This is a genomic window from Carnobacterium sp. 17-4, from assembly GCF_000195575.1.
GTDB lineage: Bacteria > Bacillota > Bacilli > Lactobacillales > Carnobacteriaceae > Carnobacterium_B.
Genome location: NC_015391.1, coordinates 1,836,511 through 1,860,980 on the forward strand (window position 1 = coordinate 1,836,511; position 24,470 = coordinate 1,860,980).

Here is a 24,470-nt window from a genome sequence, read left to right on the forward strand (position 1 = left end):
CAACCCAATTTCGTAATTTTACGAGGTTGGGTTGTTTTTTTATTCTATTCCTTTGAGTACTTAACAATTAGCTGTCTTGCAGCTTTCACTTCATCTAACCGTTTTACAAAAGTTGTATGCGGTGCTGTTAACACTAACTCTGGTGTTTCTTCAACTTCTTTAGCAATTTGAATCAGTGCATCTGCAAATGCATCTAACGTCTCTTTTGTTTCCGTTTCCGTTGGTTCAATCATTAATGCTTCTTCCACAATCAAAGGGAAATAAACCGTTGGAGCGTAATAACCAAAATCAAGAATCCGTTTTGCAATACTAGTCGTTGGAACCCCAAGTTTTTTTTGCCTTGACCCGGATAAAACAAATTCATGTTTGCTGTATTGAGTATAAGGTGTATCGTAATGAGGTTCTAATTTTTTACGCAAATAATTGGCATGCAATACGGCACTTTCGGATACTTGTCTTAATCCTTCAGGACCCATCGTGCGTATATACGTATACGCACGAACATTAACCCCAAAATTTCCATAATATCCTTTTACTCGACCAATAGAATCAGGATAGTCCGTATTTAAGACGTACTGACCTTCTTGTTTTTCAATTCGTGGGATCGGTAAATAAGGAATTAAAAATTCTTTGACCCCTACTGGACCAGAACCCGGACCTCCTCCTCCATGTGGAGTACTAAAGGATTTATGTAGATTCAAATGGACAATATCAAATCCCATCATTCCTGGAGTTGTCTGACCTAAAATAGCATTCAAATTTGCTCCATCATAATAAACAAGTCCACCCGCTTGATGAACAATTTCAGCCATCTCGATAATGTCTTTCTCAAAAATACCTAATGTATTCGGATTGGTCAACATCAGCCCAGCAGTATCGTCGCCAACTTGTTTCTTTAGTTCGACTAAATCCACTGTTCCATTCGAATTAGACGGGATTTCGACTACATCAAAACCGGCAGCATGAGCACTAGCAGGATTGGTTCCATGAGCAGAATCTGGAACTAAAACCTTCGTTCTAGTTGCTTCATCACCCTTTTTAGTGTGATAGCCCTTCATCATCATTAAACCCGTCCATTCCCCTTGAGCACCAGCAGCTGGTTGCAAAGTAATGGCATCCATACCTGATATAACTTGCAGATCTTCTTGTAATTCATAAAGTAACTGAAAAGCTCCTTGGACTGTTTCAATCGGTTGAAACGGATGGATCGCTGCGAATCCGTCATAACGAGCGACGTCTTCATTAATTTTTGGATTGTATTTCATCGTACATGAACCCAGTGGGTAAAAGCCATTATCCACACCAAAGTTTTTCGTTGATAAAGAAGTGTAATGCCTCATCAATTGAGGTTCTGATACTTCTGGCAATTCGGCTGGCTCTTGGCGAATCAAGTGTTCCGGAAACTTATCCATCAAATCAATTGAAGGAACATCACTTTCGGGAAGGCTAGAAGCAGTACGTCCGGGGTGACTTATTTCAAAAATCAATTCATTGTATTCCGTCATTTAGTCATCCCCTCCAGTGCTTCAATAAACTGATCGATTTCCTCTTTTGTACGTTGCTCCGTAACGGCTATTAAGACTTCATTCTCCCAGCCATAATCAGGCCCCAGATCATATCCACCAATAAAGCCTTTTTCAAGTAATTCCCGATTGGTTGCTCCGACTGGTTTATTCAGCTGAATAATAAATTCATTGAAAAAGGCTGCTTTATTCTTTATTGAGAAACCTTTACTCTCCAATTGTTTCGCCATGTAAGCTGCTTTTTCAACATTGAGTTGAGCCATCTTTTGTAAGCCTTCTTTACCTAAAGCAGACATAAAAACAGATGACGCTAAAGCATTTAATGCTTGATTTGAACTCATATAGGAAGTCGCTTTTTCACGCCGAATATGTTGTTCACGTGCTTGAAGAGTTAAAACAAAACCACGCTTCCCATCAGTATCCGTAGTTTGACCAACGATACGTCCGGGGATTTTACGCATATATTTCTTCTTAACTGCAAAATAACCGCAATGTGGTCCGCCAAAGTTCATGGCTAATCCCATGGGTTGCATGTCTCCCACAACAATATCCGCTCCTAACTTGCCAGGTGATTCTAGTAAGGCTAGAGCTAAAGGATTTGCCATAACAATAAGTAAAGCTTTTTTTGCTGCTGCCAGTTCTTTAATTGCCGCCAAATCCTCAACTGAACCAAAAAAATTAGGATATTGAACAACAACTGCTGCTGTTTCATGATCTAGTTGTTCTGCTAATAAAGACAAATTAGTGCTGTCATTAAGTAAACTAATTTCTTCAACTTGATATTCTTGACCCTTTGCAACAGTTTGCAAAATTTCTCTCCCTTGAGGGTGAACAGCTCTAGAGATAAGAATTTTAGAACGCTTTGTAGCTCCAATAGCTAACGTTGCAGCTTCTCCCAGTGAAGTAAATCCATCATACAAAGAAGAATTTGCTGCATCCATACCGGTCAATTCGCACACCATTGATTGAAATTCAAATAACGCTTGAAGTTCTCCTTGGCTAGCTTCTGCTTGATAAGGCGTATAGGCCGTATAAAACTCAGAACGTGAAATCACATGGTCTACTACACTTGGAATGTAATGGTCATATGTTCCTGCTCCTAAAAAGAGGCTGTACTCATGTGCAGTAGCATTTTTAGCTGCTAACTTCCTCATCTTTTTTGTTAGCCCCGATTCATGAAGAGCAGATGGAATGGCTAAATTTTCGTTTAAGGTGATGTGTGTCGGAATATCTGAAAACAATTTTTTAACAGACTTAATTTCTAAAAAATCTAACATATCTTTTTGATCTTGCTCAGTATCAGGCAGGTATCTAAATTCATTCAATCGCTTATGCCTCCTCTTCAATTACCAGTTCTGCAACATAGGCTTGGTAATTTTCTTCGCTTAATAACCCCTCTAATTCAACTGGGTTTTCTAATTGGATTTCAGCAAACCAACCTTCTTCAAAAGGAGAAGCATTCACTAATTCTGGAGCATCTTCTAATTCTTCGTTAACTGCTAGAATAATTCCTGTGACTGGCGCAAAAATCTCTGAAGCTGATTTGATGGATTCTACCGTGCCCATTTCACTACCAATTGAAACTTCCGCATCCACTTCTGGTACTTCTACATAAACAACATCTCCAAGTTGTTTAACAGCATAATCTGTAATCCCTACACGTACTGCATCTTCCCCTAATGGTAAAATCCATTCATGTTCCTTGCTGTATAATCTATTTTCTTTCATGATTAAAACACTCCTTATCCTTCATTCTTTTTTAATCGATTTCTCTTTTATAAAACGGTAGTTGCACGATTACAGCATCCACCAATTTATTACGGATCTCAATCTTCACTTTTGTCCCAACTTCATTGCCACTTGTAGACAATAAAGCTAATGCAATACTATTGCTAAGTGTTGGAGATTTTGTTCCTGAAGTGATTACCCCTATTTCTGAACCACCCTCATCAAACACTTTGTATCCATGTCGTGCAATGCCTTTTCCAATGAGTTCAAGACCTTTTATTTTTTTGTCCACTCCATTTTTTAGTTGAGCTGTTAAAGCCGCCTTACCAATAAAATCAGCTTCTTTTTTAGTCTTAACAGCAAATCCAATTCCTCCTTGAAGAGGGGAAATCTCATCTGATAGTTCATTTCCATATAAAGATAAACTCGCTTCTAAACGCAAAGTGTCACGAGCACCCAATCCGCAAGTTTTTAAACCTTCTTCCATACCGGCTTCTAATATGAGATGCCATAATTTCTCAGTTTCATCCGTTTCTAAATACAGTTCAAAACCATCTTCTCCAGTATACCCTGTGCGAGAAATCAGTACCGACGTAATATCTTTTAAAGCAACATGCTGAAAAAAATGGAACGGTTTAAGTTTACTTAAATCATCATCTGCTAGTTTTTGCAAAATCCGCTCAGCATATGGCCCTTGAAGTGCAATCAATCCAATATCCTCAGACCTATTTTCCAAAATAACATCTTCGACTATTTCTTTTTTCATCCATTGAAAAACTTTTTCTGTGTTCGAAGCATTAGGAGTTACTAAGTATCCTAGTTTATCTAATTTAAAAATAATTAAATCATCAATTGTACCACCATTCTCATATACTATGGCGTTGTATTGTGCTTGACCAACTGTGAGTTTTGAAACATCATTCGTTAATAAATGATTAAGAAACCCTTCGGATCCTGTTCCTTTTACGAGGATCTCCCCCATATGTGAGACATCAAATAAACCAGCTTTTTCACGTACGCTTTTATGTTCATCTGTTATACTGGAAAACTGAATAGGTAAAGCCCAACCTCCAAAATCTATTAATTTAATATCATTCTCTTTATAATAATTGAATAAAGGCGTTCTTTTCAATTCTTTTCCCATTTTATCTCCCTCATTCTATCATATTATGCTGCACTCAATTCTGTTGTCGATCACTTTTAATAGACCTAATAAATTAAATTTACCATTTTAACAAACTCTTTCATAGACCCTAATCCACTTTGTTAAAAATAATGAATTATTCATCTATTTCACTGTAGGCAAAATGATTGCTTTTTAAGAGCATTTCACTTAAGCTTTTGATTGAAAACGTTTGCGTTTATTGATACAGTATACTACTATTCAATGAAATTGAGAAGGAGGGTTACACATGATTACGTTATATTCGTCTGCTAGTTGTACCTCTTGTCGCAAAGCCCGATCATGGTTAGAAGAACATGACATTCCATTTACTGAAAAGAATGTATTCACTGAAAAAATAACGGATGAGGAATTGAGAGCTATTTTGCAACTAACGGAAAATGGAACAAATGAAATCATCTCGCAACGTTCTCAAGCTTTCAGAGAATTGAATATCAACATAGAAGAAATGCCTTTAGGAAGAGTGTTGAAACTCATTCAGCAACATCCGGGTATTATGCGTCGTCCTATTCTTGTCGATAATAAACGGTTACTCGTCGGTTATAACGAAGAAGACATCCGTTGCTTTTTGCCTAGGGAAATTAGAAAACTTGAATTATCAAAATTACACGACCAATTACCAGTTAATTACTAATGACCATGAAACAAACTATAAAAGTATTTGGTTTGTCATTTCTCTTAGTGGATAAGTTTATGCGGAAATTCGCAGAACTTACCCACTTTTTCTGTTTCTTGGACAGATTATTCATTTGTACATAGTTAATTATCCAAGAGAAATTTAGCGGATTTTATAGATAAAAAAATCTCTTCACTATTTAAAGTGAAAAGAAATTTTTTATCTTTATAGATCAAATAAAGTATTAAAAATCTCAGACATAACAGGATGAGTAATAACCTGATCTCTCAAATAGGTGTACGGAATATGGTTATCCATTGCCATCTTAACTTGATTGACCAATTCATGCGCTTGATCACCGAAAAGGGTGACTCCTAAAATCTCGTCTGTTTCTTTATTGATAACAGCTTTATACAATCCTCTAGTATCATTAATAACATCTGAGCGAGTTGTTCCGCTAACTGGAGCAGTGTTAGTAATGACTTGATACCCTTGCTCTGTTGCTTCTGTTTCAGTTAAACCAACTCGAGCAAATGAGGGTTCCATAAAAATGGAATAAGGAACATGTTGGCGCTCAGAGCGTTTCCGGTTACCTTTGCCTAATACATAATCAGCAATGAGTTTCGCATCATTAATGGTGATGTACGTAAATTGGTAGCCTCCTCTAACGTCTCCTAAAGCAAAAACATTCTCTACAGCGGTTTCTAAATAGTCGTTGACTTCGATTCCGCCTTTTTCATCAATTACAATATCTGTATCATCTAGATTTAAATAAGCCGTATTAGGTTTTCGCCCTGTCGCAATTAGAACAGCATCAAATAAAAAGGATTCATTTTCCTCTGTTTCGATCTTAACTTGTTCGTTTTCGTTTGAGAGTTTATTTACTCTTGCGTTTAGTTGTATATCAATCGATTTATCTGTCATAACTTTTTGGACAGCTTCTGCTACTTCGCGTTCTTCTTTTGGCATAAATTGTTCGCCCGTTTCGAAAAGAGTTACTTTCGACCCAAACATTTCATAGATAGAAGCAAATTCCAAACCGATATTCCCTGCACCAATAATACCTAAGTTTTTAGGTACTTCCGGTAATGATTGGAGCTCTGTGCTATTATAGATTTTCTTGGTCTCTTTTAGCCCTTCAATAGGCGGATAATTGCTTTCTGAACCAGTATCAATGAAAATATATTCTGCTTCAAGTTCTTCCTTTTTATCGCCTAAATCGACAGTTATGACATGATTCGATTTAAATGAACCTGTTCCGGTGTATAAATCAACCCGTTCATTTTTTTGCATGCTTGTAAACTCTGTGTTTCGATTTCTTTGGGTCACTTCATTTTTCCGTTTTAATGCCGTAGTATAATCTTTTTGTTCTCTGGCATCGTGTTCTAAAATTTTTGTAGGGATACAACCGATGTTTACACAAGAACCACCATACATCAATTCATTTTTCTCAATCAATGCTACTTTCCATTCATTCGTTGTTAACTTAGTTGCCAAGGTACGAGCACCTTGTCCAAATCCAATAATAATCGCATCATACTTTTTCAAAATAACACCGTTCCTTTCTAACCTTAGTTGTATTCGTTTTCCTAATATAAATTTAGTATAACATTCTAGATGAAAAGTAAAAATTGATTAGCCTACTAAAATTTTTACTGAAAGATAAAAGACATATACTTTGATTCTATTGCATCTGAAATCAATCCTGTTAAAGAAGGACAATAACAGATTTCTATTTATTACTCCTTATTGTTTAACAAATATAAATTTGCCAGGTCTAGCATCGACAACCCCTTCCTCAAGACTATATACTGTTTGACCTCTTAAAATGGTACGTGCTACTTGAGCCCCAATTTCACGACCAACATATGGACTGATTTTATTTTTGTACTCTAAATCTTCTGTTTTTAAAGTATAAGGAGCGTTTGGTTTGATGAAAACAAAGTCTGCATCTTTACCTATGGCAATTCGTCCCTTTGTATTTAAGTCATAACGATCTGCAGGATTGGCAGCAATGATATTAGCAAATTGTTTCAATGACATCCCACGCTTTTGAACCGCTTCATCATATAAAATATCCACATTATTTTGAACTCCTGCAATACCGCCCCAAGCTTCAAAAGCATTTTCTGTATCTTTTAAATCTGGTGTACATGGAGAATGGTCTGATGTAACAAAATCAATCTCTCCTGCTACTAATTTTTCCCACATACCTTTTTGGTTTTCTTCATCACGGATTGGCGGTGAACATTTCGCAATTGGTCCAATAGCATCTAGCTCGTCTACATCAAAATATAAATAATGTGTACACGTTTCACACGTCACATCTATGCCCTCTTTACGTGCACGTGTTACTTCCTCCACACCTTCTGGACAAGCAATATGACAAATGTGGATACGACAGCCTGTTTCTTTAGCAAAAAAAATGGCACGTCTGATAGCTTCAACTTCAGCAAAGACTGGACGAGTTTTAGCATAAGCCTTTAAGGTTGTTTCACCATTTTGATAGGCAATTTCACCTAATCTATCTGTAATTGTGGCATTTTCTGCATGGATTGCTAATACTTTACCTGTTCTAGCAATTTGTCTCATTCCTTCATAAAGCGTGTAATCATCTGAATTCATGAAATCTCCTTCAATTGAACGGTCTCCACAAGTTGCCATAAAACATTTATAAGCTGCAACTCCACCATCGTGTAATTCTTGAATCCCATTTTCTAAGTTAAACGGCACCAAACCACCAAATGAAGCAACGTCAACTGTTAATCGATCAACGCCGGCATCTAATTTTATTTGTAATGATTTTTGATCTACAGTTGCTGGAAGTTGATTTAAAGGCATCTCCATAAAAGAAGTTACGCCACCTTTAGCGCTTGCTTTTGTTCCAGTTAAATATCCTTCCCAATCATCACGGTAACTACCACCTGGGTCTGTGATATGAACGTGAGCATCTAACATACCTGGACTTACAACAAGTCCCTTAGCATCAATTACTTCTACAGCTTCTCCTAAATCAGTACCTATCGCACTTATTTTCCCATCTTTTACCGCCACATTAATTTTCACTTCACCTTCATCTAAAATAACTAAACCATTTTTTATAATCAAATCATATCTCATAAATCAATTCCTCCTAATAGCTGTTCTTTATTAAATCAACGTAGTGTGTTGACTTATTTAACTCACATTTAGTCACCATTCTAATTTAAGTGTATCATGAACGACTTAATTTATCTGTCTTACAAAATCTTTCAATGAGCTTTTGATAAAGAGGTTAGTTGCTTCTGCAAGAGTTTTATTTATAAATAAAAATAGATGTCAGTGATTTTATCCACTAACATCCATTAATAAGAAACCAGTCTTACAGTTCTTTTACTTTTTCTTCATTAAATATGGAATAATCTAATTCATTTTCGTCATAAGCAAGAATCATTGCAATTGTGGCATCTGCATCAACATTCAGTACTGTACGGAACATTCCAGAGAACCAATCGATCCCTGCCAATAAAGCAATGCTTTCAGTAGGTAAACCTAGCGATGGTATAACTATGGCTAACGCAACAAGTCCACCACCTGGTACAACGACAGTTCCAAGACAAGCTAGAGTTGAAAGAACTACTATTTGTAGCATATCCGTCAATGTAAAGTGCACTTCATAAAACTGAGCTAAAGTAATAGCGGCTAAAGATAAATAAAGAGCTAGTCCATTACTATTTAAAGCCATTCCAAGTGGACCTACCAGTCTAGAAATTCTTTTACTAATACCCAATTTCGTTTCTTGATCTTCCATTTTTGTAGGCAAGGCGATTGCTGAAGAAGTCGTCGTAAATGCAACAAGAGTCATATTCGATAATTTTTTCCCTAATGTTAAAGGATTAACTTTAACATATGCTGCAGTTATAATGATCCATAAAATTAGAAATACAATCGTGCCTATAGCCATCGCCGCTAAAAATTTAATTAAAGGAATGATTACAGCTATTCCAATTGTTCCCGTTACCCATGCAAGCAAAGAAAATATTCCTAAAGGTGCAATTACCATGATCATTTTAACAATTTGTAAAATAATAACATTAAACTGTTTGATACCTGTCTTTAAAATCGAGACATCCATTTTCGTAGAAACAATACTAATTGAAAGTCCAAATAAAACTGCAAACACGATTACTTGAATCATATTTGCATTAGCCATAGACTCAATGATATTTGTAGGAAAAAAGCCTAAAATGATTTCACTTAAACTGCTATTACTGGTTTCTACTACTGTGCCACTAAGTTGAGCTTCTACTCCAGTTCCAGGTTGTATAAGATATCCTAAAATAATACCAAGTGCAGCTGCTAAAAAAGTAGAAGCCATAAACCAAATCGCCATTTTCAATCCTAGTTTCCCTAGTCCTTTGGCATTTAAATCTCCGACTGCTTCTATTACAGCTCCCATAACCAATACTACAACAGACATTTGGATTAAATTAAGAAAAATATCTCCAAAAATTTTTATCGGTTCAATAGATGGCCCTACTGCAAGTCCAACACCTATACCTAATACCATTGCTATCATAATTTGATTTGTCATGTTAATTTTTTTTACTATTGCCATAATTAATCACCTCTTATATTATCCAGTAGGATGCAATTCCTTTTGTTAGCGTTACCAAAAATAATACTATAAAACTAAAGGTGTTAGTGCGGAAATCACTAACACCTTTAGAATTTTTAAAAGAATAAGTTATTGTTTAATTGTACTTTGCTTTTTTGATAAATTGGCCATTAAGAATAATAACGCTCCAATAACTAGTAAGCCTACTGAAATATAAAACCCTAATACTTTTGAACCAGTATTATCCGAGATCAAACCGGTCAAAGCTGGAGCAACTACAGATGACATCATTCCAAAGAAGTTAAAGACTCCAAGAGTTGTTCCAATCCCTACAGATGGAGCATTTTCACCAAGCCATGAGATAATTATTGGTTCTACTGCTAATTTCCCTAAAAAACCATACATAATTAATGAAATTAATAAAAAGGTTGAATTTGTAGCTTGTACTGTCAACAATAACATTCCTGCTGCTAGTAACTCAAGTATTACAATAAATTTAACTTTATGTGTCATATATTTGTCTGCTAATTTACTAAACATTAATGCTCCTGGAATTGAAGCAAATGCAACTAATGAAGAAGAAAATCCAATTGCTGCTCCTTCAAAACCACGTTCAGTTGCTAGAAAATTCGGTAACCAAGTAACCGTCATGTAGTAAGCATAACAAGTTGCAAAATATAAGATATATGAGAACAGCATACGTGGAGCTAACAAAGTTTTTAATGAGACTTTTTCTTTTGGAATTTTTACTTTTTCTTGAACAGTTGCTTCAACTAAATACTCTTTTTCTAATTTGCTGCTTCTAATCACAGAAGCAAAAGCTATAATCATAAATACTATTAGTACAATAGAAAGATACATCATAGTCTGCCAAGGCATTTTTAACTGAACAACTAAGTAACTGGATAAAATCATTCCTAAACCAGACCCTACCGCTGAACCACTATTGACAATAGCTGTTGAAAAACTTTTTTTGTTTGCAGGAATATTTTGTGCAGTCAAAGAATATGCAGCTCCGTAGAATGAACCTGTACCAACACCAGCTAACAAACTACCCACATAAATCATTGTTAAACTTGATGCTTGTGCAACAAGGAATGCTGCTATCGCAAATAAAATGAATCCTGGAATCAAAACTTTTTTCTTCCCTATTTTATCTACTAAAAAACCTGCTGGAATCTGCATTGAAACATATCCCATAAAATAAAAACTTGAGATAGATCCTAACGCTGTATCTGAAATATTTCCACCTAAGGATTGATTTATCTGTGGGTATAAAGGCGTTAAAGCTGCACGATAGATCCAAATAGCTACCCACCCAGCACATAGTAAAATAATTATTTTCTTCCAGTATTCCATTCCACTTTTAGCGGTAGTCTCCGTTTTTTCCATTGTAAATCCTCCTCCATTTCTTTCTAACAAAAATTTAATTTCTATTATATATAATCAATAAGTGCTATAAAAACTATTTATCTCCCTTCTAACTTGTTTGATAACTCAATTGTAAGCGTTATTACTTTTCTAATCATTGGCATTTTTCACAAAGAGATGGATTTACTTGTGCTAACTACACAAAAAAAGGTCATTTAAGAAACTAATAAAAAAACAACTATAAACAAATCTTATAGTTGTTTTTTATTAGTTATTTTTCTGAAAGATAAACTTCTAATGCAGCTTGTACAGCTTTTCCAGTTTGAATATCAGCTCCATAGTGTAAGAGTGTTGCTTCAAATGCACCTAATACATGTAGAACATTTTCCCTGCGACTGCTGAATCCCATATTTCCGAATCGCCATATCTTACCATTCAACGGTCCAAAAGAAGAGGCAATTTCTACACCGAATAATTCTAACAATGTATTTTTCACAGCCTCACCATCTATCCCATTAGGTATAATAATTGGAGTCACAGTTGCCATTTTACTTTCAAGGTCACCGTATAATTTTAACCCCATAGCTTTTATTCCAGCTTGAATAGCTTTATCATTTAATTGATGTCTTTCATAGCCATTTTCAATGCCTTCTTGTAACATCATACGTAATCCTTCATGCAAAGCGTAAATCATGCTTGTCGCTTCAGTATGATGATTGATCCGATTTCCGTCCCAATAGCGTTGCAATTGGCTCAAATCAAGGTAATTACTGCTGATATGTCTTTCATTACGAAAGTCTTTACTTAATCCTAATTCTTTTTGATAACGAGCAGTCAATACTTTCTCCACACGATCATTATAAGTGATCAATGAAAGGCCAGCAGGTACACCGACACATTTTTGTGTTCCGGCAATCGCAATATCAATTCCCCATTCATCTACTTTTACAGGAACTCCACCATAAGTCGCAACTGTATCAACTACGAGGAAAATACCTTCTTTTTGACAATAGGCACCAATTTGGTCTAGAGCTTGTATTTGTCCATTAGCCGTTTCACCATGAACCATGGCAACAATTTTTGGTTGATGCTTAGCAATAGCTTCAATAATCTCAACTTGCTCAAACGCACTGTCCCATTCTTTTTCTATATATACAATATCTGCTTTTGCACGTTCACAAATTTCACCTAATAAATAGGCAAAACGACCGTAAGCGGGTATTAACACTTTATCACCAGGTTCAATCAGCCCAATTAAAGCTGCTTCCAAACCTGATCTGGAAGTTCCATCGATAGCAAAAGCTTGTTTATTTTTTGTTCCAAAAGGTACCTTGATCATTTCTCTAACTTCATTCATAATTTTCAAAAATACTGGATCAAATTGTCCTAGAATCGGTGTACTCATCGCTTGTCTTACTCGCGGGTGTACTTCCACAGGTCCTGGGGTCATTATTGTGCGAATAGGTGTATTCAATTCATTATACATATAACTGCCTCCCATTATTTTATATTATCTCTAGACTATAATACCAAACTAGAACAAAACTTCATTGGGCAATTCAACTAATTTTCCAAGTAAGTTGTTTTCAATGCACAAACAATTGCTGTAAACGCTTCTTTCCTTTAAACTAAAGACAAGAGGTGATTTTGTGATTATCATGAAAGATTTATTAGATGTTCCCCGCTTTTCAACTTTAAAATCGTTAACGTCTATCAACCATCTTGAACATAAGGTTGATAGCATAGAAATTACCGAAACGCCTGATGTTGCATTTTACATCCCTGAGAACGCGTTTATTCTTACAACAGCCATGATTTATAAAGATAATCAGACTCAGCTTATTCCTTTAATTGACTCTCTTAAACGAGCAAATTCTGCTGGTTTAGGTATTAAAGTGGGTCGCTTTATAGATAAAATCGATCAATCTGTTTTAGACTATGCAAATGAACTCAGCTTTCCGATTATCCAAATCCCAAACACTGTTCCTTTGGGTTCTCTATTGCATCAATTATTAAATTATATATGGAATACAAAAACTGAGCAACTTTCATATGCTTTAGATATTCAAAAGCGGTTTTCCACTCTTTTAATGAATGATGCAAGCTATGCTCGTTTCATTGCAGAATTTGGTAAATTAGTTAAAACCCCTGTCATTTTGCTTGATCCATTTCGAAAAGTTGTTGCTCATTCAAAACATTTCAGTCATTCAAGTAAACCTGCTGAATATTTTGTCAATCAAATTATTCAGCGAAAACAACAATGGAAAGCAAACGAGACAGATGCATTCTTAATTAAAGATACAGACGATATTGAAGCACAAATTTCCGTTTATCCTGTTCAGTCAAATAACCATTTCCCTTTTTACTTGTTAATTTTACGGCCTGAACAAATTCCTTATCCTATATCTGAATTTGCTATTGATCAAGCTTGTTTGGTACTCTCGTTCATTATCTTTAAAAATGAAAAGGTAGACGAATCCTTAAAAATACTAAAAAGTGATTATTTTGCTGAGCTGGTCGAAACTCAACAATCAACTCAACCTAAACAAAAAGATTGGATTGAGTTGGGAAGCAAATTTGGTATGCATCGCTCTAACTACTATCAAGTAGTTTATGTTAATTGTATAAATAAAGTTGGTAGTAGCACTCCTTTTACCTATCAAGAAGAGATGGTAAATCTTGCTGCTCAATGGTTAGATGAAACCTTACCTGCTGCTGTTAGAGATACCGTTGTTTTCCGATTAAAAAATACGACTCATCTAGCCATTCTCTTTCAAAAGAAACAAGAAGATGTAGAGAGTATTCTGGAGGACACACTAAATGACCTCAGTGAAGCACTGCCAATACAATTAGCTTTTTCATTTGGAAATGCACATGAAAGTGTAGATAAGATTGGAAATTCTTATATCGAAGCAAAATTAGCTTATGAAGAATCTTCTAGCATGGATCATCAACCTACTTTTTATTACTACCACCACAGAGGAATGATCAATTTATTTGAACGTGTAGAATCAGAAGAAGTTCACTACTTTTGTCAAACGATTTTAAAGGATTTAGCTTATCCAAAAGAAGATTCGCTTATCGAGTTGCGAAAAACATTGCAAGCTTATCTTGATTTCCAATGTGAAATTGCTAAAACGGCTAAAAAATTATTCATCCATCGCAATACGGTCAAATACCGCATCGATCATTGCGAAACAATACTTGGTACTCCTATTGCTGATCCAACTACTAGCTTGAGCTTACGTTTAGCTCTTTCTTTGTCACAGAAAGATACGGATTACTAGACATTAAGAAATAAAGAGGTGAAGACTTTTGTCTCCACCTCTTTTTCTATAACAAATTAGTCTTAATTTTCTTTAACTAATTCCCACAATACGTGTTCCGGCATTTCCTTTTACAGCATCAGCAGCTTGTTCAAGTGAACAAATAATACTTGTTTTCCCTTTTTTAGCAAAATCAATGGCTGCTTCCATTTTTGGACCCATGCTCCCAGCAGCAAATTGACCATCTGCTAAATGTTTTTGAGCTTCTTCGAGAGTAATTTCATCTAGTCGTTCTTGATTTGATTTCCCATAATTAATGTACACGTTTGGTACATCCGTTAGCATCATAAAAACATCGGCGTCAACTTGTTCTGCTAACTTTTTGCCTGTGCGGTCTTTATCAATAACGGCCTCAATTCCTCTAAGCTGATTGTCTTCACCTAGTACTACTGGGATTCCGCCTCCGCCAGCGGCAATAACGACTGTATTTTGCTTTAAGAGTGCAAGGATGGACTCTACACCATGTACTTTTAAGGGTTGTGGCGACGGTACGACTCTTCTGTATCCACGACCAGCATCTTCCATCATTGTCCAACCTTTTTCATTCTTCATTTTTTCGGCTTCTTCAACAGAATAAAATACACCAATTGGTTTGTTTGGATTTTGAAAAGCTTCATCATCAGGTGAAACTTCTGTTTGCGTTAATAAATTAACGATATTGCTGGTTAGACCTTTTTGGATCCATACATTTTTTAGAGATTGCTCCATCATATACCCTATAAACCCTTGAGATTCTGCTGTACATACATCTAAAGGAAATGGAGGCACAACGTCTTTTGCTTCTTCATTTTGACGAAGAATATTCCCAACTTGTGGACCATTTCCATGAGTCAAGACGATTTCATAATCCAATTTATCAATTTCTGCAATCAATTCTGCACTTGTTTTCACATTTTCTAACTGGTTTTCATAAAGCGCTTCTTGGTTTGGTCGTAATATTGCATTTCCTCCCAAAGCGATCACTACACGTTTAGCCATTATATTCCTCCTTAATTTTTATCAAATAAAATTATGGTTGCTACAAATCCTGTTAACATATCCAATCCAGAAGTATGACCAATTCTAATAATACTTTGAATGACTTCCTCGATTTCATTTTCAGTTGAATCTTTTGATAAGACTTGAATTAAATGATGAATCGGTTCATTCCATTTTTTCTGAAGCGCACAATTTAAATAATGAATGCTTACAGTAGTGGTACGAACCGGTTCTCCAATTAGCTTTAGATTTAACGTTTCTTCAAAAAAAGAATCCAACCTTTTATAAAAGAGATCTGCTGCTAAGCAACCGATCAGCATATCATCTCCAGAAGGGGTGAGTCCTTTTCCTCTGCCTAACAAATAATCAAGACCACTCGTCTGTTCTCTTTCATTTCCACATACTATTTTTTTTAATGCATCCAATTCCCATCTACTATTAAAGTCCTTTACATACCCTAATTCGCTTAAGGAAAAAGTGAACCCATTTAAATCAGTCATTTGATGCAGATAATGGAATAATTTTTCAACACTAGCTGAATTTAATTTACTCTCACTTTCAAAAACTGAAGAGTAGTGATCAGAATTGTGCAAACTCAGTTGAGTATTGCCTATTCTGACCCACCCACCAGCAATTTTTACTCTTTCATTTTTCATTGTGGTTTTGATTAACGATTGTAAACACTCTTTTTCAACATAAATGGCATGTGGCAGTTTTGGATAATCTAAGCCACAAACTAAAATCAATTCGTTCTTTTTCTTATTTTGCAGATTAATGCTTTTGTCGAAAACACTTTGGACAGACCACTCACTAGTTGAAAATAATGTTTCTCTTAATGCCTCGTCAAACAAAATAGCTTTTTCAAACATCGTGGCCCCTCCTGTGTTCACGCATTTTTTACATTTTACTCATTAAAACCAAGTTTTTTAGCATAGGCTAAGACTGCTTTTTCAAAACAGTCTATTGGTGGGTGAACTGTTCCTGCTCCAATTTGACCTAAACCAGCTTTTTTATTAGCGATTCCGGTGTTGATAACTGGAGTGATTCCCGTTTCAACAACTTTAGCCGCATCAATTCCTAAACAAATCCCTTGGAAATCCCATGTTGGAACAGTAAAGTTAGGATTTTGATCAATACAGATCTCTTTCATTTCATTGCTGGTATTTAAGGCATCTTGGAAACCGCCTGAACCCACAAAGCGTGTTACTGCTGGAGCAGCGATCATCGCCATTCCTCCAACCCCAAACGTTTCAGTAATTGCGCTGTCTCCCATGTCTGGTGCAGCATCTTCTTCGGTGAAGCCTGAAAAGTACAAACCTTGTGGCGTATTTACAGGACCTGTAAACCATTCGTCTCCCATTCCGGCAATCCGAATACCAAATTCGTATCCGTTCCGGCACATTGCGGTTACAACCGTTCCTTCTTGGATCATACGTGCCCCATCCATTACAGCTTTAGCTGCAGCCATCATAATATTTAAGAAGAATTGGTCGGTGTCTGCTAAGAATTTGATGACTTCTTCTTTTTCTTTTTGATCAATCTCTAAAGCGACAATACTAGGTGCCATTTCTTTTAAAAATACTAATGATGCTGCAATATTGCGTTGGTGAAATTCATCCCCCATTGCAATGGATTTAGCAATCATTACATTAATATTCAAACCACTTTCTTTTGTCTTTAATGCTTTACTTAATACTGGACAAAGTACATTACGCATCCAATGCAGACGAGTGACTACTTCGTCAGAATAAGCACCAAAACGTAAAACAGCTCCTATTCCTTCATTCATTGTGCAATAAGCAACGTTGCCATCCGTCCGATTTTCAACAACTAAGACAGCCATGTTTCCTGAAGTAATGCCTCCCATAGGTCCTACTGCGTTTACATGGTGACATGGCATTAATGTCACTTCGCCAGATTCAAGTAACTTACGAGCATCTGTTTCATTCTCTGCCCATCCTTCAAACAATACTGCACCAATACATGCACCTTGAATAGGATCAACCATCTTATCATAAGTAATAGGAGGACCTGCATGAAGTAATACTTTTCCTTCATTAAATTCTTTAATAACGGTATTTGCTGGAACCACATCTAATAAGAAAGGCGATCCAGCTACAATTTTAGAAATAACAGCCTGGTTAGCTTCATCGATTGTTTGATAATTCATTATTCATTTCCTCCCTTAGTTGTTCTCATTCGTGTAATTTTTCAAGAAATATAGCGCTTTTTGTAATGTAACATTCCCACCTGCTGCTGGACGCCAATCGAATTGGATAGAAGTACCTCCCATTTCACGAATAGCGTCAGAAAAGCTGCGTAAACCAATATTTAAGAAGGTTTTTGTTCTTAACATATCCATCATTTGTTCAGATGGGATCAATTCTTCTTCAAAAGCTGGTGCTTCAACCGTTTGAATAGTCTTTTCAACCTCATCTAATGAGATAGAAACTAATTTTAATGCCATACGAACAGCTTGGTTGTTGCTGTCAGCAACTATAACGCCAGCTTCTTCAAGAATCGTTTTTTGTTTTTTAATATCCTGAGGATCTTCATCCGTTCCTACGATTGCTCCAATAAAGACTAGCTGTTTGTTAGTTTCTTTAGCTTTATCTTGTGCTTTCTTAATCGCTGGAGCTAATTCAGTAGCCATATCGATATGCGCTCCATATCCTAATACGATATCCAATAAAATGATGGCAGTTTCAGAATCATCTGCTGCTTGCTCAATCATTTCAATTCGTTTATCTGGATCAATCATTGGATGTGGCTTTCCTTGCGTGTAGATGTCATCACCTAAATCAATGATTTCATATCCCGCATCTTTTAAAATAAAGCCTTCTTTTTTATCAGCACTACCGGTTAATTCTAGTCCTTCTTTTATCAGCATCGCAGCTTCATTGGCTAGTGTTCCACCTGAGTAATATCCTTTAATATATTTTTGATCAGATGAAAAAGCTACTTCAGGAAGTTCTATAGCTTGTTCCTCAACGGATACAGCTTCGTTGTTTAATAGTTGAACTGCAATTCTAGCTGTTTCTTCTAATGTATACGCATGGTAAAGGTTTTCTTCGTGATAAGTCGGCTTTTCACCTAAGAAAATTGTTACAGCTGGCTTAGTAATTTTACGTAATAGCGCTAACACTTTTTCACGAACAGCTGGAGCAGGTGGTTTTGAGATCACGACAATGACATCAGTATCCGGGTCATTTTCAAGTGTTACAATGCCATCCATCAATGTAATTCCGCCAATTTCTTCTTTTAAATCACGTCCTCCTGTTCCAATCGCATTCGTTACACCGCCACCCAGTTTATGAATGATCGTGGAAACTTCTTGGATTCCTGTTCCGGAAGCTCCTACAATTCCAATAGCGCCTTTTCGAACAACGTTTGTAAAGGCTAATGGAATGCCATTGATGATACCTGTGCCACAATCTGGTCCCATTAATAAGAGTCCTTTTTCATGTGCTTTTAGCTTTAAGCGCTTTTCATCTTCAATCGAAACGTTGTCACTGAAACAAAATACATGTTTGCCTTCATCCAAAGCTTTTTCAATCTCTAAAGGCGCATGTGTCCCTGGTATAGAGATTAAGGCAACTGGCGCATCTTTAGATAAACTGATGGCTTTATCCCATGTTCGAACAGACTCTTGAGCGTCACTATTATCCATCCCTTTTGATTGTTCTTCTAAAAACACATCGATCTCTTCCATGACGTTTGGAACAACAGATTCGTCTTTCACATCTAGAACGACAGCCATATCATTAGCTGATGCTTTTTCTAATTCTGGTGTATACAGACCTCCTGTTTTAAAGATGTCTTTATTAGCAGGTGTTCCCATCATAATTGACACATTATTTACGCCTTCAACTGTATTGATTTTGTTCGTTAATAGCATTAGGACAATCGAATCTTGGTAACTATTGTTTTTTATAATCGTCGTTAACATAGTGTGGCCCCTCTTTCTCATTTCATCATTATTTAGTCAGCAAATGCACTTTTCCCGCCATACTGATCAAAATGAACAGTTTCGCTTGTTAAGTAATCATAAATACTTTTTTCAATCGGAATACCTTCTTTTTGGTACTTTTCGTAATTTAATTGACTGAGTTCCCCTGGATAATAGACTTGTTCAAAACCATCAGCTGGTTTCGTCTCATGCAATTCTGAAACAACTTGATCCATTTTTTCTTTAAATAAATCGAGATCCGTAAAGCGTTTTGGATCAATCAATATAAATAATTGTCCCAAATCACGTCCTTCAGAAATTTTGTCATACATAGAAGTAACGTGTTTTCCAAACGGCAGTCCTAAAAGAATTCCAGACAAGACATCAACCATCATCATCAAGCCGTATCCTTTTGGTCCAGCAATCGGCAACAAACCATTTACAGCATGAGGATCCGTTGTCGGTTTGCCATCTTTGTCTACTGCCCAAGTATTAGGGATTTTTAAATTTTTTGATCGTGCATCTAGGATCTTTCCCCAGGCTTGAACGGTTGTCGCCATATCAAAGACTACGGGAGCACCCGTTTTTCGGGGAGCTGCAAATGCAATTGGATTGGTCCCATAATAATTCTCTGTTCCTCCAAATGCCACAACCATTGGGTCCGATTGACACATTGAAATGCCAATCAAATCTTGCTCAGCTGCTTTTTTGACATAGTAAGATAGTGCACCACTATGACTCATTTTTGATATTCCTACTACAGCAACCCCTGATTCTTTAGCTAAAGGAATCGCTTCTGCTAATGCGTTATTTGCTATATATTGACCTACTCCGTTATCCCCATGGAAAATAGCTGTACTTGGTCCTGTTACTTCAAAATCTGTTTGCGGATCCAATGTAACGCCACCTTTAGCGATTTGTTCTGCATAATAATCTACACGAACGGCTCCATGTGAATGGATTCCGCAAGAATCAGCAAATACTAAGTGATTGGCTACTTCTTGTGCTTGTTCAGTGTATAATCCTGCTTTTTCAAGTTTGTCTTTGATTAATTGATGCAGATCCGAAGAGGGTACAATTACTGTATTTTCTTTCATATTCATTCACCCTCCCTTTAAATTTTTGGATCGCGATTACAATCTTTAGAGTAAACGTAACTCAATGATTCATTACGACCAACAGCATAGGCAGCTTGTGGATTATAAGCGCCCATGAAAATATAATCGCCTTTCTCTACTGGCATCCATTCATTATCTAGGTTGTACATTCCTTGACCAGATAATATATAAGCACCATGCTCTTGCACATGTGTCTCGACGTAACCATGGCTGGCGCCTGGTTTAAAGGATAAAACATGGAAGTTCATATCAAAACCTAAATCTTTGGGCAATAAATCCCATATGAGAACATCTTCCATGTCTTCATAGTTTGTCGCTTCAAGGTGTTCAACATTATTGAATAAGGTATGCGCAGCATAACCTTCTAGTGGTTCATACCGTTTTTTGTATAAGAAAATCTCTGTATCTTGCGTTTGTGCATTTTCAAGATACATTTTCAAATCCGCTGGTACATAAGCATACCCACCAGCTGTAAGGGTTTGTTCTTGAGTACCATCGCCTACTTTTAAGGCTCCTTCAATAACATAAACAAACGTTTCTACACCATCTTCGCCAAATCCTTGTGTATTTCCACCATTTTCGTGCAAGGTAATAATGTAATCAACAAAATTTGCTCCAAGTTTTGGTGAAGCAAGTATCGTTAGATCACAATTTTCAAATCCTGGCACAACATTTTTTACTAATCCATCATGTGGAATCAGCGCATAGTTTTGTCTCTTAATAACGGAACGTGACTCAAGCAACCCGTCTCTATACCCTTGTACATTGTTTTTGTATCCCATTTTTATCACCCATTCTTTTTATTTGTAAGCTAACTTATACAAAGCTCCTGCCAAAGTTTTGACTCCTGCAACTAAATCTTCTAACTTAGTTTCTTCAGCTGGATTATGGCTAATCCCTTTGATACTTGGAACAAATATCATGGCTGTAGGATAGTGTGGCGCAATGATTTGTGAATCATGACCTGCACCACTATGCATGATTAAGTAATCGATGTTTTCACTTTTAACGGCTTCTTCAATAACTGAAACAATTGATTCATCCATTGGAACTGGAGCTTCATCCATCCATAGATCAATATCGATTGTCATTCCCATTTCTTCAGCGATTTCCTGCATTCGTTTTTCTAGGGATTCAGTAAAGTTCTTTAGCTCTTCTTTATCTGTATGACGGCAATCGATTGTAAACAATACTTCACCTGGCACAACATTGACCGTATTTGGTTTAGGTTCAACTTTTCCAAATGTTAGTACCAAAGGATCTCCAACTTCTTCTGCTTTACCAATCGCTTCTGAACAAATTTTACTAAATGCATACACTGCATCTTTTCGGTAACCCATTGGAGTGGTACCAGCATGATTTGCTTCCCCTTTTAAAGTAACTGTATATCGTCTCTGTCCTGCAATATTGTTTACCACACCAATTTGAAGTTTCTTGTTCTCTAATACATTTCCTTGTTCAATGTGTATTTCAAGGAATGCTTTAACATCCGTTCTTTTTGTGGCTGTTTCAGGTTTGAAATCAAATCCGCATGCTTTCATAGCATCAACAAACTTTACCCCTTTAAAATCAGCCATTTCATTGGCAGCTTCTTTGTTAGCTTCATTAACAAAATTTTTACTGCCCCAAAATGCCATCGGAAAGCGACTGCCTTCTTCTTCAGCCATTGAGATTACTTCTAGTGAACGTAAAGGTTGACCGTAAGTTTCTTTTAAATAGTGTACAGCTAGGTAGGCAGCAATGATTCCATATTGTCCATCCAAGTTACCGCCATTCACAACTGTATCAATATGTGAACCTGACAAAATCGTTTCTTCTGGATACGTTGAACCTTCTAAGCGTCCAAATAAGTTGCCAATCTCATCAAAATGAGTCGTCATTCCACTTTCTTCTAAGGTGGCTTTCAATTGATTTTGTGCTTCTAACCAAGAATCTGAATACAACAAGCGAGTCATGCCACCTGTAGGGTCATTCCCAATACTTGTAAATAAATCAATATTTTCTTTTAATAGAGTTTTAATATCCATCATTTCTACCTCCTTGATTTCTTATCATATATTCATTGTAAGCGTTTCTAAAATCTATAACACTATCATAATTGACAATTTGAATAGTCTTTTTGTGCAAGTTAAACAGTTTGTAATGTTAATTATTTTCTGTACTATTAACATACTGAACTTTACCTACTTATGAAAGGATGACGCTAATGTCTACTATTTATACTTATACCAAAGATAATGATTCACCTTTACAAATGACTTTCTTCCCAGCTATTCCTGAATATGACAAACACTGTACATTGCTTTATTTACATGGTGGTGCTCTTATTTATGGAGAAAGAGACGATCTTCCCATTCTTTATCGAGAAATGTTTTTAAGTGCAGGTTATTCCATCTTAACCATTGATTACCCACTCGCTCCCGAAGAACCTTTACCTGTTATAGTAGAGTCTATCATAGAAGGAATCGACTGGTTCAGTACACATGCCAAAAATACTTTAAAATCACAATCTTCAGATTACGTTTTATTCGGAAGATCTGCTGGTGCCTATCTTAGTTTTGTGCTTGCTAAACAATTACTTCCTATTTCTCCAAAAGGTATCATAAGTTTTTATGGTTATTCTTCGCTAATAGAAACTAGCTTTACTAATCCTAGTTCTTATTACAATCAATTTCCTAAAGTAACCAACAGTAGTATATCTCATTTGATAAAAACGACACGCCAAGCAAATGCCTCTATTCAAGACCGTTTTCCCATATACCTTAGAGCTAGGCAGATGGGTTCTTGGTTATCATTGCTATTATCTGATAGGTCTTTATTAAACGACTACAGTCTAAATGAAGTAGAGTTAAAAAAATTGCCGCCTGTTTTTCTAACGGCTAGTTCTGCTGATCAAGATGTGCCCTATAGTGTTTCTCAGCAACTCTCTCAGATCATTCCTAAAGTACAGTTTCATCCCGTGCTAGGATTGCCACACGATTTTGACGCAGATACCACTAATCCTGCTGGAAAACGTGTCTACCAAGCTGCCATTAATTGGTTAGACCAGCTTCAAGTAGTGAATAATCGTGCTTAAATTATTATATACTGTTCGTTTCAATTGTATCTAAAAGAAGAACAGCGAATTGCCTTTTGTAAACATCCGTTATAAATGGTATCCTTAAAAAAAAGACTTAGAGGCAGGTTATTTTACTTATGGCAAACAATCTTGATCTTTCTAATCGAATCAATCAAAATTATCCACTACTATCAAAAAAAGAGAAACAAGTAGCTGCATTTATACTGGAACACAAAAATGATGTGGAGTCTTGGAATATTAAAGATCTTTCGCGTTTAACAGAGACCTCCAATGCTACTATTTCTCGTTTTTGTTCAAAATTACACTATCGAAATTTTAGTGAATTTAAAACATTTGTAACTCAAGAATTAGGTGAACACCCAGCGCCCTTACAAGTACCTGTTAAAATTGCCAGCTATTACACACAATTGATCAACTCTGCATCTCAACTGATTGAAACGCAACAAATTACTGATTTTGTGGAAGCGATTCATCTTTCCAATAAAATTTTAATTTGTGGAGTGGGTAATTCTGGATTGAGTGCTATGGAATTAAAGTATCGGTTAGTTAGAATGGGATTGATCGTTGATGTAGTAACCGATCCGCATATGATGTTAATGGATGCCGTATTGTTAAAAAAATATGATTTGATGATAGCTATTTCGAATTATGGACAAACACAAGCTGTCATTGATGCCTGTACGATAGCAAAAAAAGAACATGCTACCGTTTTTGTCATTACCAATCAAAATCACACTCCTTTAACAAATATTGCCGATCAAGTATTATTTGCTTCGGGTCGAACATCTATTCCAGATGATCAATTTATTAATAGCCAATTGCCGATTCATTTTATTTTAGATGTATTGTGCTATGTCTTGTTAGAAAATAAATCTTATAAAAATAACCGCAAAAAAACGTTATCTGCTTTAGACTCACATTAAAAAGATGCTGGTAGTTCAACTAAAATCAAAAAAGTTAGCAAGTTAGTGGCATTAATCCCACTAACTTGCTAACTTTTTA

The 24,470-nt window shown here is 36.1% G+C and carries 20 protein-coding genes; 4 read left to right on the forward strand and 16 right to left on the reverse strand.

Annotation, left to right across the window (positions count from 1 at the left end; genetic code table 11):
- Window positions 1-44: 44 nt before the first annotated feature.
- Genes gcvPB through gcvT form a run of 4 tightly spaced genes read right to left on the reverse strand, consistent with a single transcriptional unit; the run spans window position 45 to window position 4,395 of the window.
- On the reverse strand, window positions 45-1,505 hold the full coding sequence (gene gcvPB, locus CAR_RS08750; RefSeq protein WP_013711359.1) for an aminomethyl-transferring glycine dehydrogenase subunit GcvPB: 1,461 nt from the start codon (window positions 1,503-1,505) through the stop codon (window positions 45-47).
- Window positions 1,502-2,848 (reverse strand): aminomethyl-transferring glycine dehydrogenase subunit GcvPA, encoded by a 1,347-nt coding sequence (gene gcvPA, locus CAR_RS08755; RefSeq protein WP_013711360.1) that lies wholly within the window; start codon window positions 2,846-2,848, stop codon window positions 1,502-1,504. Before gcvPA ends, gcvPB begins: the two co-directional genes overlap by 4 nt.
- Before the next feature lie 4 nt (window positions 2,849-2,852).
- Window positions 2,853-3,251: a glycine cleavage system protein GcvH gene (gene gcvH / locus CAR_RS08760; RefSeq protein WP_013711361.1), complete on the reverse strand. Its 399-nt coding sequence runs from the start codon at window positions 3,249-3,251 to the stop codon at window positions 2,853-2,855.
- A gap of 31 nt (window positions 3,252-3,282) precedes the next feature.
- The gene (gcvT, locus tag CAR_RS08765; protein ID WP_013711362.1) at window positions 3,283-4,395 is read right to left on the reverse strand and encodes a glycine cleavage system aminomethyltransferase GcvT; all 1,113 of its coding nucleotides are present in this window, start codon (window positions 4,393-4,395) and stop codon (window positions 3,283-3,285) included.
- A gap of 268 nt (window positions 4,396-4,663) precedes the next feature.
- On the opposite strand from gcvT, the gene spx reads away from it, so the two are divergent.
- Window positions 4,664-5,068 (forward strand): transcriptional regulator Spx, encoded by a 405-nt coding sequence (spx, locus tag CAR_RS08770; protein WP_013711363.1) that lies wholly within the window; start codon window positions 4,664-4,666, stop codon window positions 5,066-5,068.
- A 207-nt stretch (window positions 5,069-5,275) separates the two neighbouring features.
- Here spx and CAR_RS08775 read toward each other — a convergent pair whose 3' ends face one another.
- The 5 genes from CAR_RS08775 to CAR_RS08795 form a co-directional block, all read right to left on the reverse strand.
- Window positions 5,276-6,598: an FAD-dependent oxidoreductase gene (locus tag CAR_RS08775; RefSeq protein WP_013711364.1), complete on the reverse strand. Its 1,323-nt coding sequence runs from the start codon at window positions 6,596-6,598 to the stop codon at window positions 5,276-5,278.
- Window positions 6,599-6,796: 198 nt separating this feature from the next.
- Window positions 6,797-8,170 (reverse strand): allantoinase AllB, encoded by a 1,374-nt coding sequence (allB, locus tag CAR_RS08780; RefSeq protein WP_013711365.1) that lies wholly within the window; start codon window positions 8,168-8,170, stop codon window positions 6,797-6,799.
- Window positions 8,171-8,411: 241 nt separating this feature from the next.
- Window positions 8,412-9,647, reverse strand: a complete 1,236-nt coding sequence (locus CAR_RS08785) for a dicarboxylate/amino acid:cation symporter (protein WP_013711366.1) — start codon at window positions 9,645-9,647, stop codon at window positions 8,412-8,414.
- 129 nt (window positions 9,648-9,776) lie between these two features.
- Entirely contained in the window at window positions 9,777-11,039 is a 1,263-nt protein-coding gene (locus tag CAR_RS08790) for an MFS transporter (protein ID WP_041556499.1), read from the reverse strand.
- A 250-nt stretch (window positions 11,040-11,289) separates the two neighbouring features.
- On the reverse strand, window positions 11,290-12,504 hold the full coding sequence (locus CAR_RS08795; RefSeq protein WP_041556501.1) for a pyridoxal-phosphate-dependent aminotransferase family protein: 1,215 nt from the start codon (window positions 12,502-12,504) through the stop codon (window positions 11,290-11,292).
- A gap of 172 nt (window positions 12,505-12,676) precedes the next feature.
- On the opposite strand from CAR_RS08795, the gene CAR_RS08800 reads away from it, so the two are divergent.
- A complete protein-coding gene (locus CAR_RS08800) occupies window positions 12,677-14,305 on the forward strand; it encodes a PucR family transcriptional regulator (RefSeq protein ID WP_013711369.1) in 1,629 nt (542 codons plus the stop codon).
- Window positions 14,306-14,377: 72 nt separating this feature from the next.
- On the opposite strand, the gene arcC is transcribed toward CAR_RS08800, so the two are convergent.
- Genes arcC through allC form a run of 7 tightly spaced genes read right to left on the reverse strand, consistent with a single transcriptional unit; the run spans window position 14,378 to window position 22,416 of the window.
- A complete protein-coding gene (arcC, locus tag CAR_RS08805) occupies window positions 14,378-15,322 on the reverse strand; it encodes a carbamate kinase (protein WP_013711370.1) in 945 nt (314 codons plus the stop codon).
- 11 nt (window positions 15,323-15,333) lie between these two features.
- The gene (locus tag CAR_RS08810) at window positions 15,334-16,191 is read right to left on the reverse strand and encodes a DUF2877 domain-containing protein (RefSeq protein WP_013711371.1); all 858 of its coding nucleotides are present in this window, start codon (window positions 16,189-16,191) and stop codon (window positions 15,334-15,336) included.
- Window positions 16,192-16,226: 35 nt separating this feature from the next.
- Window positions 16,227-17,492: a DUF1116 domain-containing protein gene (locus tag CAR_RS08815; RefSeq protein ID WP_013711372.1), complete on the reverse strand. Its 1,266-nt coding sequence runs from the start codon at window positions 17,490-17,492 to the stop codon at window positions 16,227-16,229.
- 15 nt (window positions 17,493-17,507) lie between these two features.
- Window positions 17,508-19,271, reverse strand: coding sequence for an acyl-CoA synthetase FdrA (fdrA, locus tag CAR_RS08820; RefSeq protein ID WP_013711373.1), 1,764 nt, complete (start codon window positions 19,269-19,271; stop codon window positions 17,508-17,510).
- A 32-nt stretch (window positions 19,272-19,303) separates the two neighbouring features.
- Complete coding sequence (gene allD, locus CAR_RS08825) at window positions 19,304-20,374, reverse strand: ureidoglycolate dehydrogenase (RefSeq protein ID WP_013711374.1); 1,071 nt, start codon at window positions 20,372-20,374, stop codon at window positions 19,304-19,306.
- 11 nt (window positions 20,375-20,385) lie between these two features.
- Window positions 20,386-21,171, reverse strand: coding sequence for a (S)-ureidoglycine aminohydrolase (allE, locus tag CAR_RS08830; RefSeq protein WP_041556503.1), 786 nt, complete (start codon window positions 21,169-21,171; stop codon window positions 20,386-20,388).
- Between the two features lie 18 nt (window positions 21,172-21,189).
- Window positions 21,190-22,416 (reverse strand): allantoate deiminase, encoded by a 1,227-nt coding sequence (gene allC / locus CAR_RS08835; RefSeq protein ID WP_041556504.1) that lies wholly within the window; start codon window positions 22,414-22,416, stop codon window positions 21,190-21,192.
- Between the two features lie 179 nt (window positions 22,417-22,595).
- Here allC and CAR_RS08840 point away from each other — a divergent pair, with 179 nt between their 5' ends.
- Together CAR_RS08840 and CAR_RS08845 are read left to right on the forward strand one after the other, a co-directional pair.
- The gene (locus tag CAR_RS08840) at window positions 22,596-23,465 is read left to right on the forward strand and encodes an alpha/beta hydrolase (RefSeq protein WP_013711377.1); all 870 of its coding nucleotides are present in this window, start codon (window positions 22,596-22,598) and stop codon (window positions 23,463-23,465) included.
- A 119-nt stretch (window positions 23,466-23,584) separates the two neighbouring features.
- Window positions 23,585-24,391, forward strand: a complete 807-nt coding sequence (locus CAR_RS08845; protein WP_013711378.1) for a MurR/RpiR family transcriptional regulator — start codon at window positions 23,585-23,587, stop codon at window positions 24,389-24,391.
- Window positions 24,392-24,470: the final 79 nt, after the last annotated feature.

Coding starts and splice junctions, on each gene's coding strand:
- gcvPB (WP_013711359.1), bottom strand. CDS start 1,505: ATGACGGAATACAATGAATTGATTTTTGAAATAAGTCACCCCGGACGT.
- gcvH (WP_013711361.1), bottom strand. CDS start 3,251: ATGAAAGAAAATAGATTATACAGCAAGGAACATGAATGGATTTTACCA.
- gcvT (WP_013711362.1), bottom strand. CDS start 4,395: ATGGGAAAAGAATTGAAAAGAACGCCTTTATTCAATTATTATAAAGAG.
- spx (WP_013711363.1), top strand. CDS start 4,664: ATGATTACGTTATATTCGTCTGCTAGTTGTACCTCTTGTCGCAAAGCC.
- allB (WP_013711365.1), bottom strand. CDS start 8,170: ATGAGATATGATTTGATTATAAAAAATGGTTTAGTTATTTTAGATGAA.
- CAR_RS08785 (WP_013711366.1), bottom strand. CDS start 9,647: ATGGCAATAGTAAAAAAAATTAACATGACAAATCAAATTATGATAGCA.
- CAR_RS08790 (WP_041556499.1), bottom strand. CDS start 11,039: ATGGAAAAAACGGAGACTACCGCTAAAAGTGGAATGGAATACTGGAAG.
- CAR_RS08795 (WP_041556501.1), bottom strand. CDS start 12,504: ATGTATAATGAATTGAATACACCTATTCGCACAATAATGACCCCAGGA.
- CAR_RS08800 (WP_013711369.1), top strand. CDS start 12,677: ATGAAAGATTTATTAGATGTTCCCCGCTTTTCAACTTTAAAATCGTTA.
- arcC (WP_013711370.1), bottom strand. CDS start 15,322: ATGGCTAAACGTGTAGTGATCGCTTTGGGAGGAAATGCAATATTACGA.
- CAR_RS08810 (WP_013711371.1), bottom strand. CDS start 16,191: ATGTTTGAAAAAGCTATTTTGTTTGACGAGGCATTAAGAGAAACATTA.
- CAR_RS08815 (WP_013711372.1), bottom strand. CDS start 17,492: ATGAATTATCAAACAATCGATGAAGCTAACCAGGCTGTTATTTCTAAA.
- fdrA (WP_013711373.1), bottom strand. CDS start 19,271: ATGTTAACGACGATTATAAAAAACAATAGTTACCAAGATTCGATTGTC.
- allD (WP_013711374.1), bottom strand. CDS start 20,374: ATGAATATGAAAGAAAATACAGTAATTGTACCCTCTTCGGATCTGCAT.
- allE (WP_041556503.1), bottom strand. CDS start 21,171: ATGGGATACAAAAACAATGTACAAGGGTATAGAGACGGGTTGCTTGAG.
- allC (WP_041556504.1), bottom strand. CDS start 22,416: ATGGATATTAAAACTCTATTAAAAGAAAATATTGATTTATTTACAAGT.
- CAR_RS08840 (WP_013711377.1), top strand. CDS start 22,596: ATGTCTACTATTTATACTTATACCAAAGATAATGATTCACCTTTACAA.
- CAR_RS08845 (WP_013711378.1), top strand. CDS start 23,585: ATGGCAAACAATCTTGATCTTTCTAATCGAATCAATCAAAATTATCCA.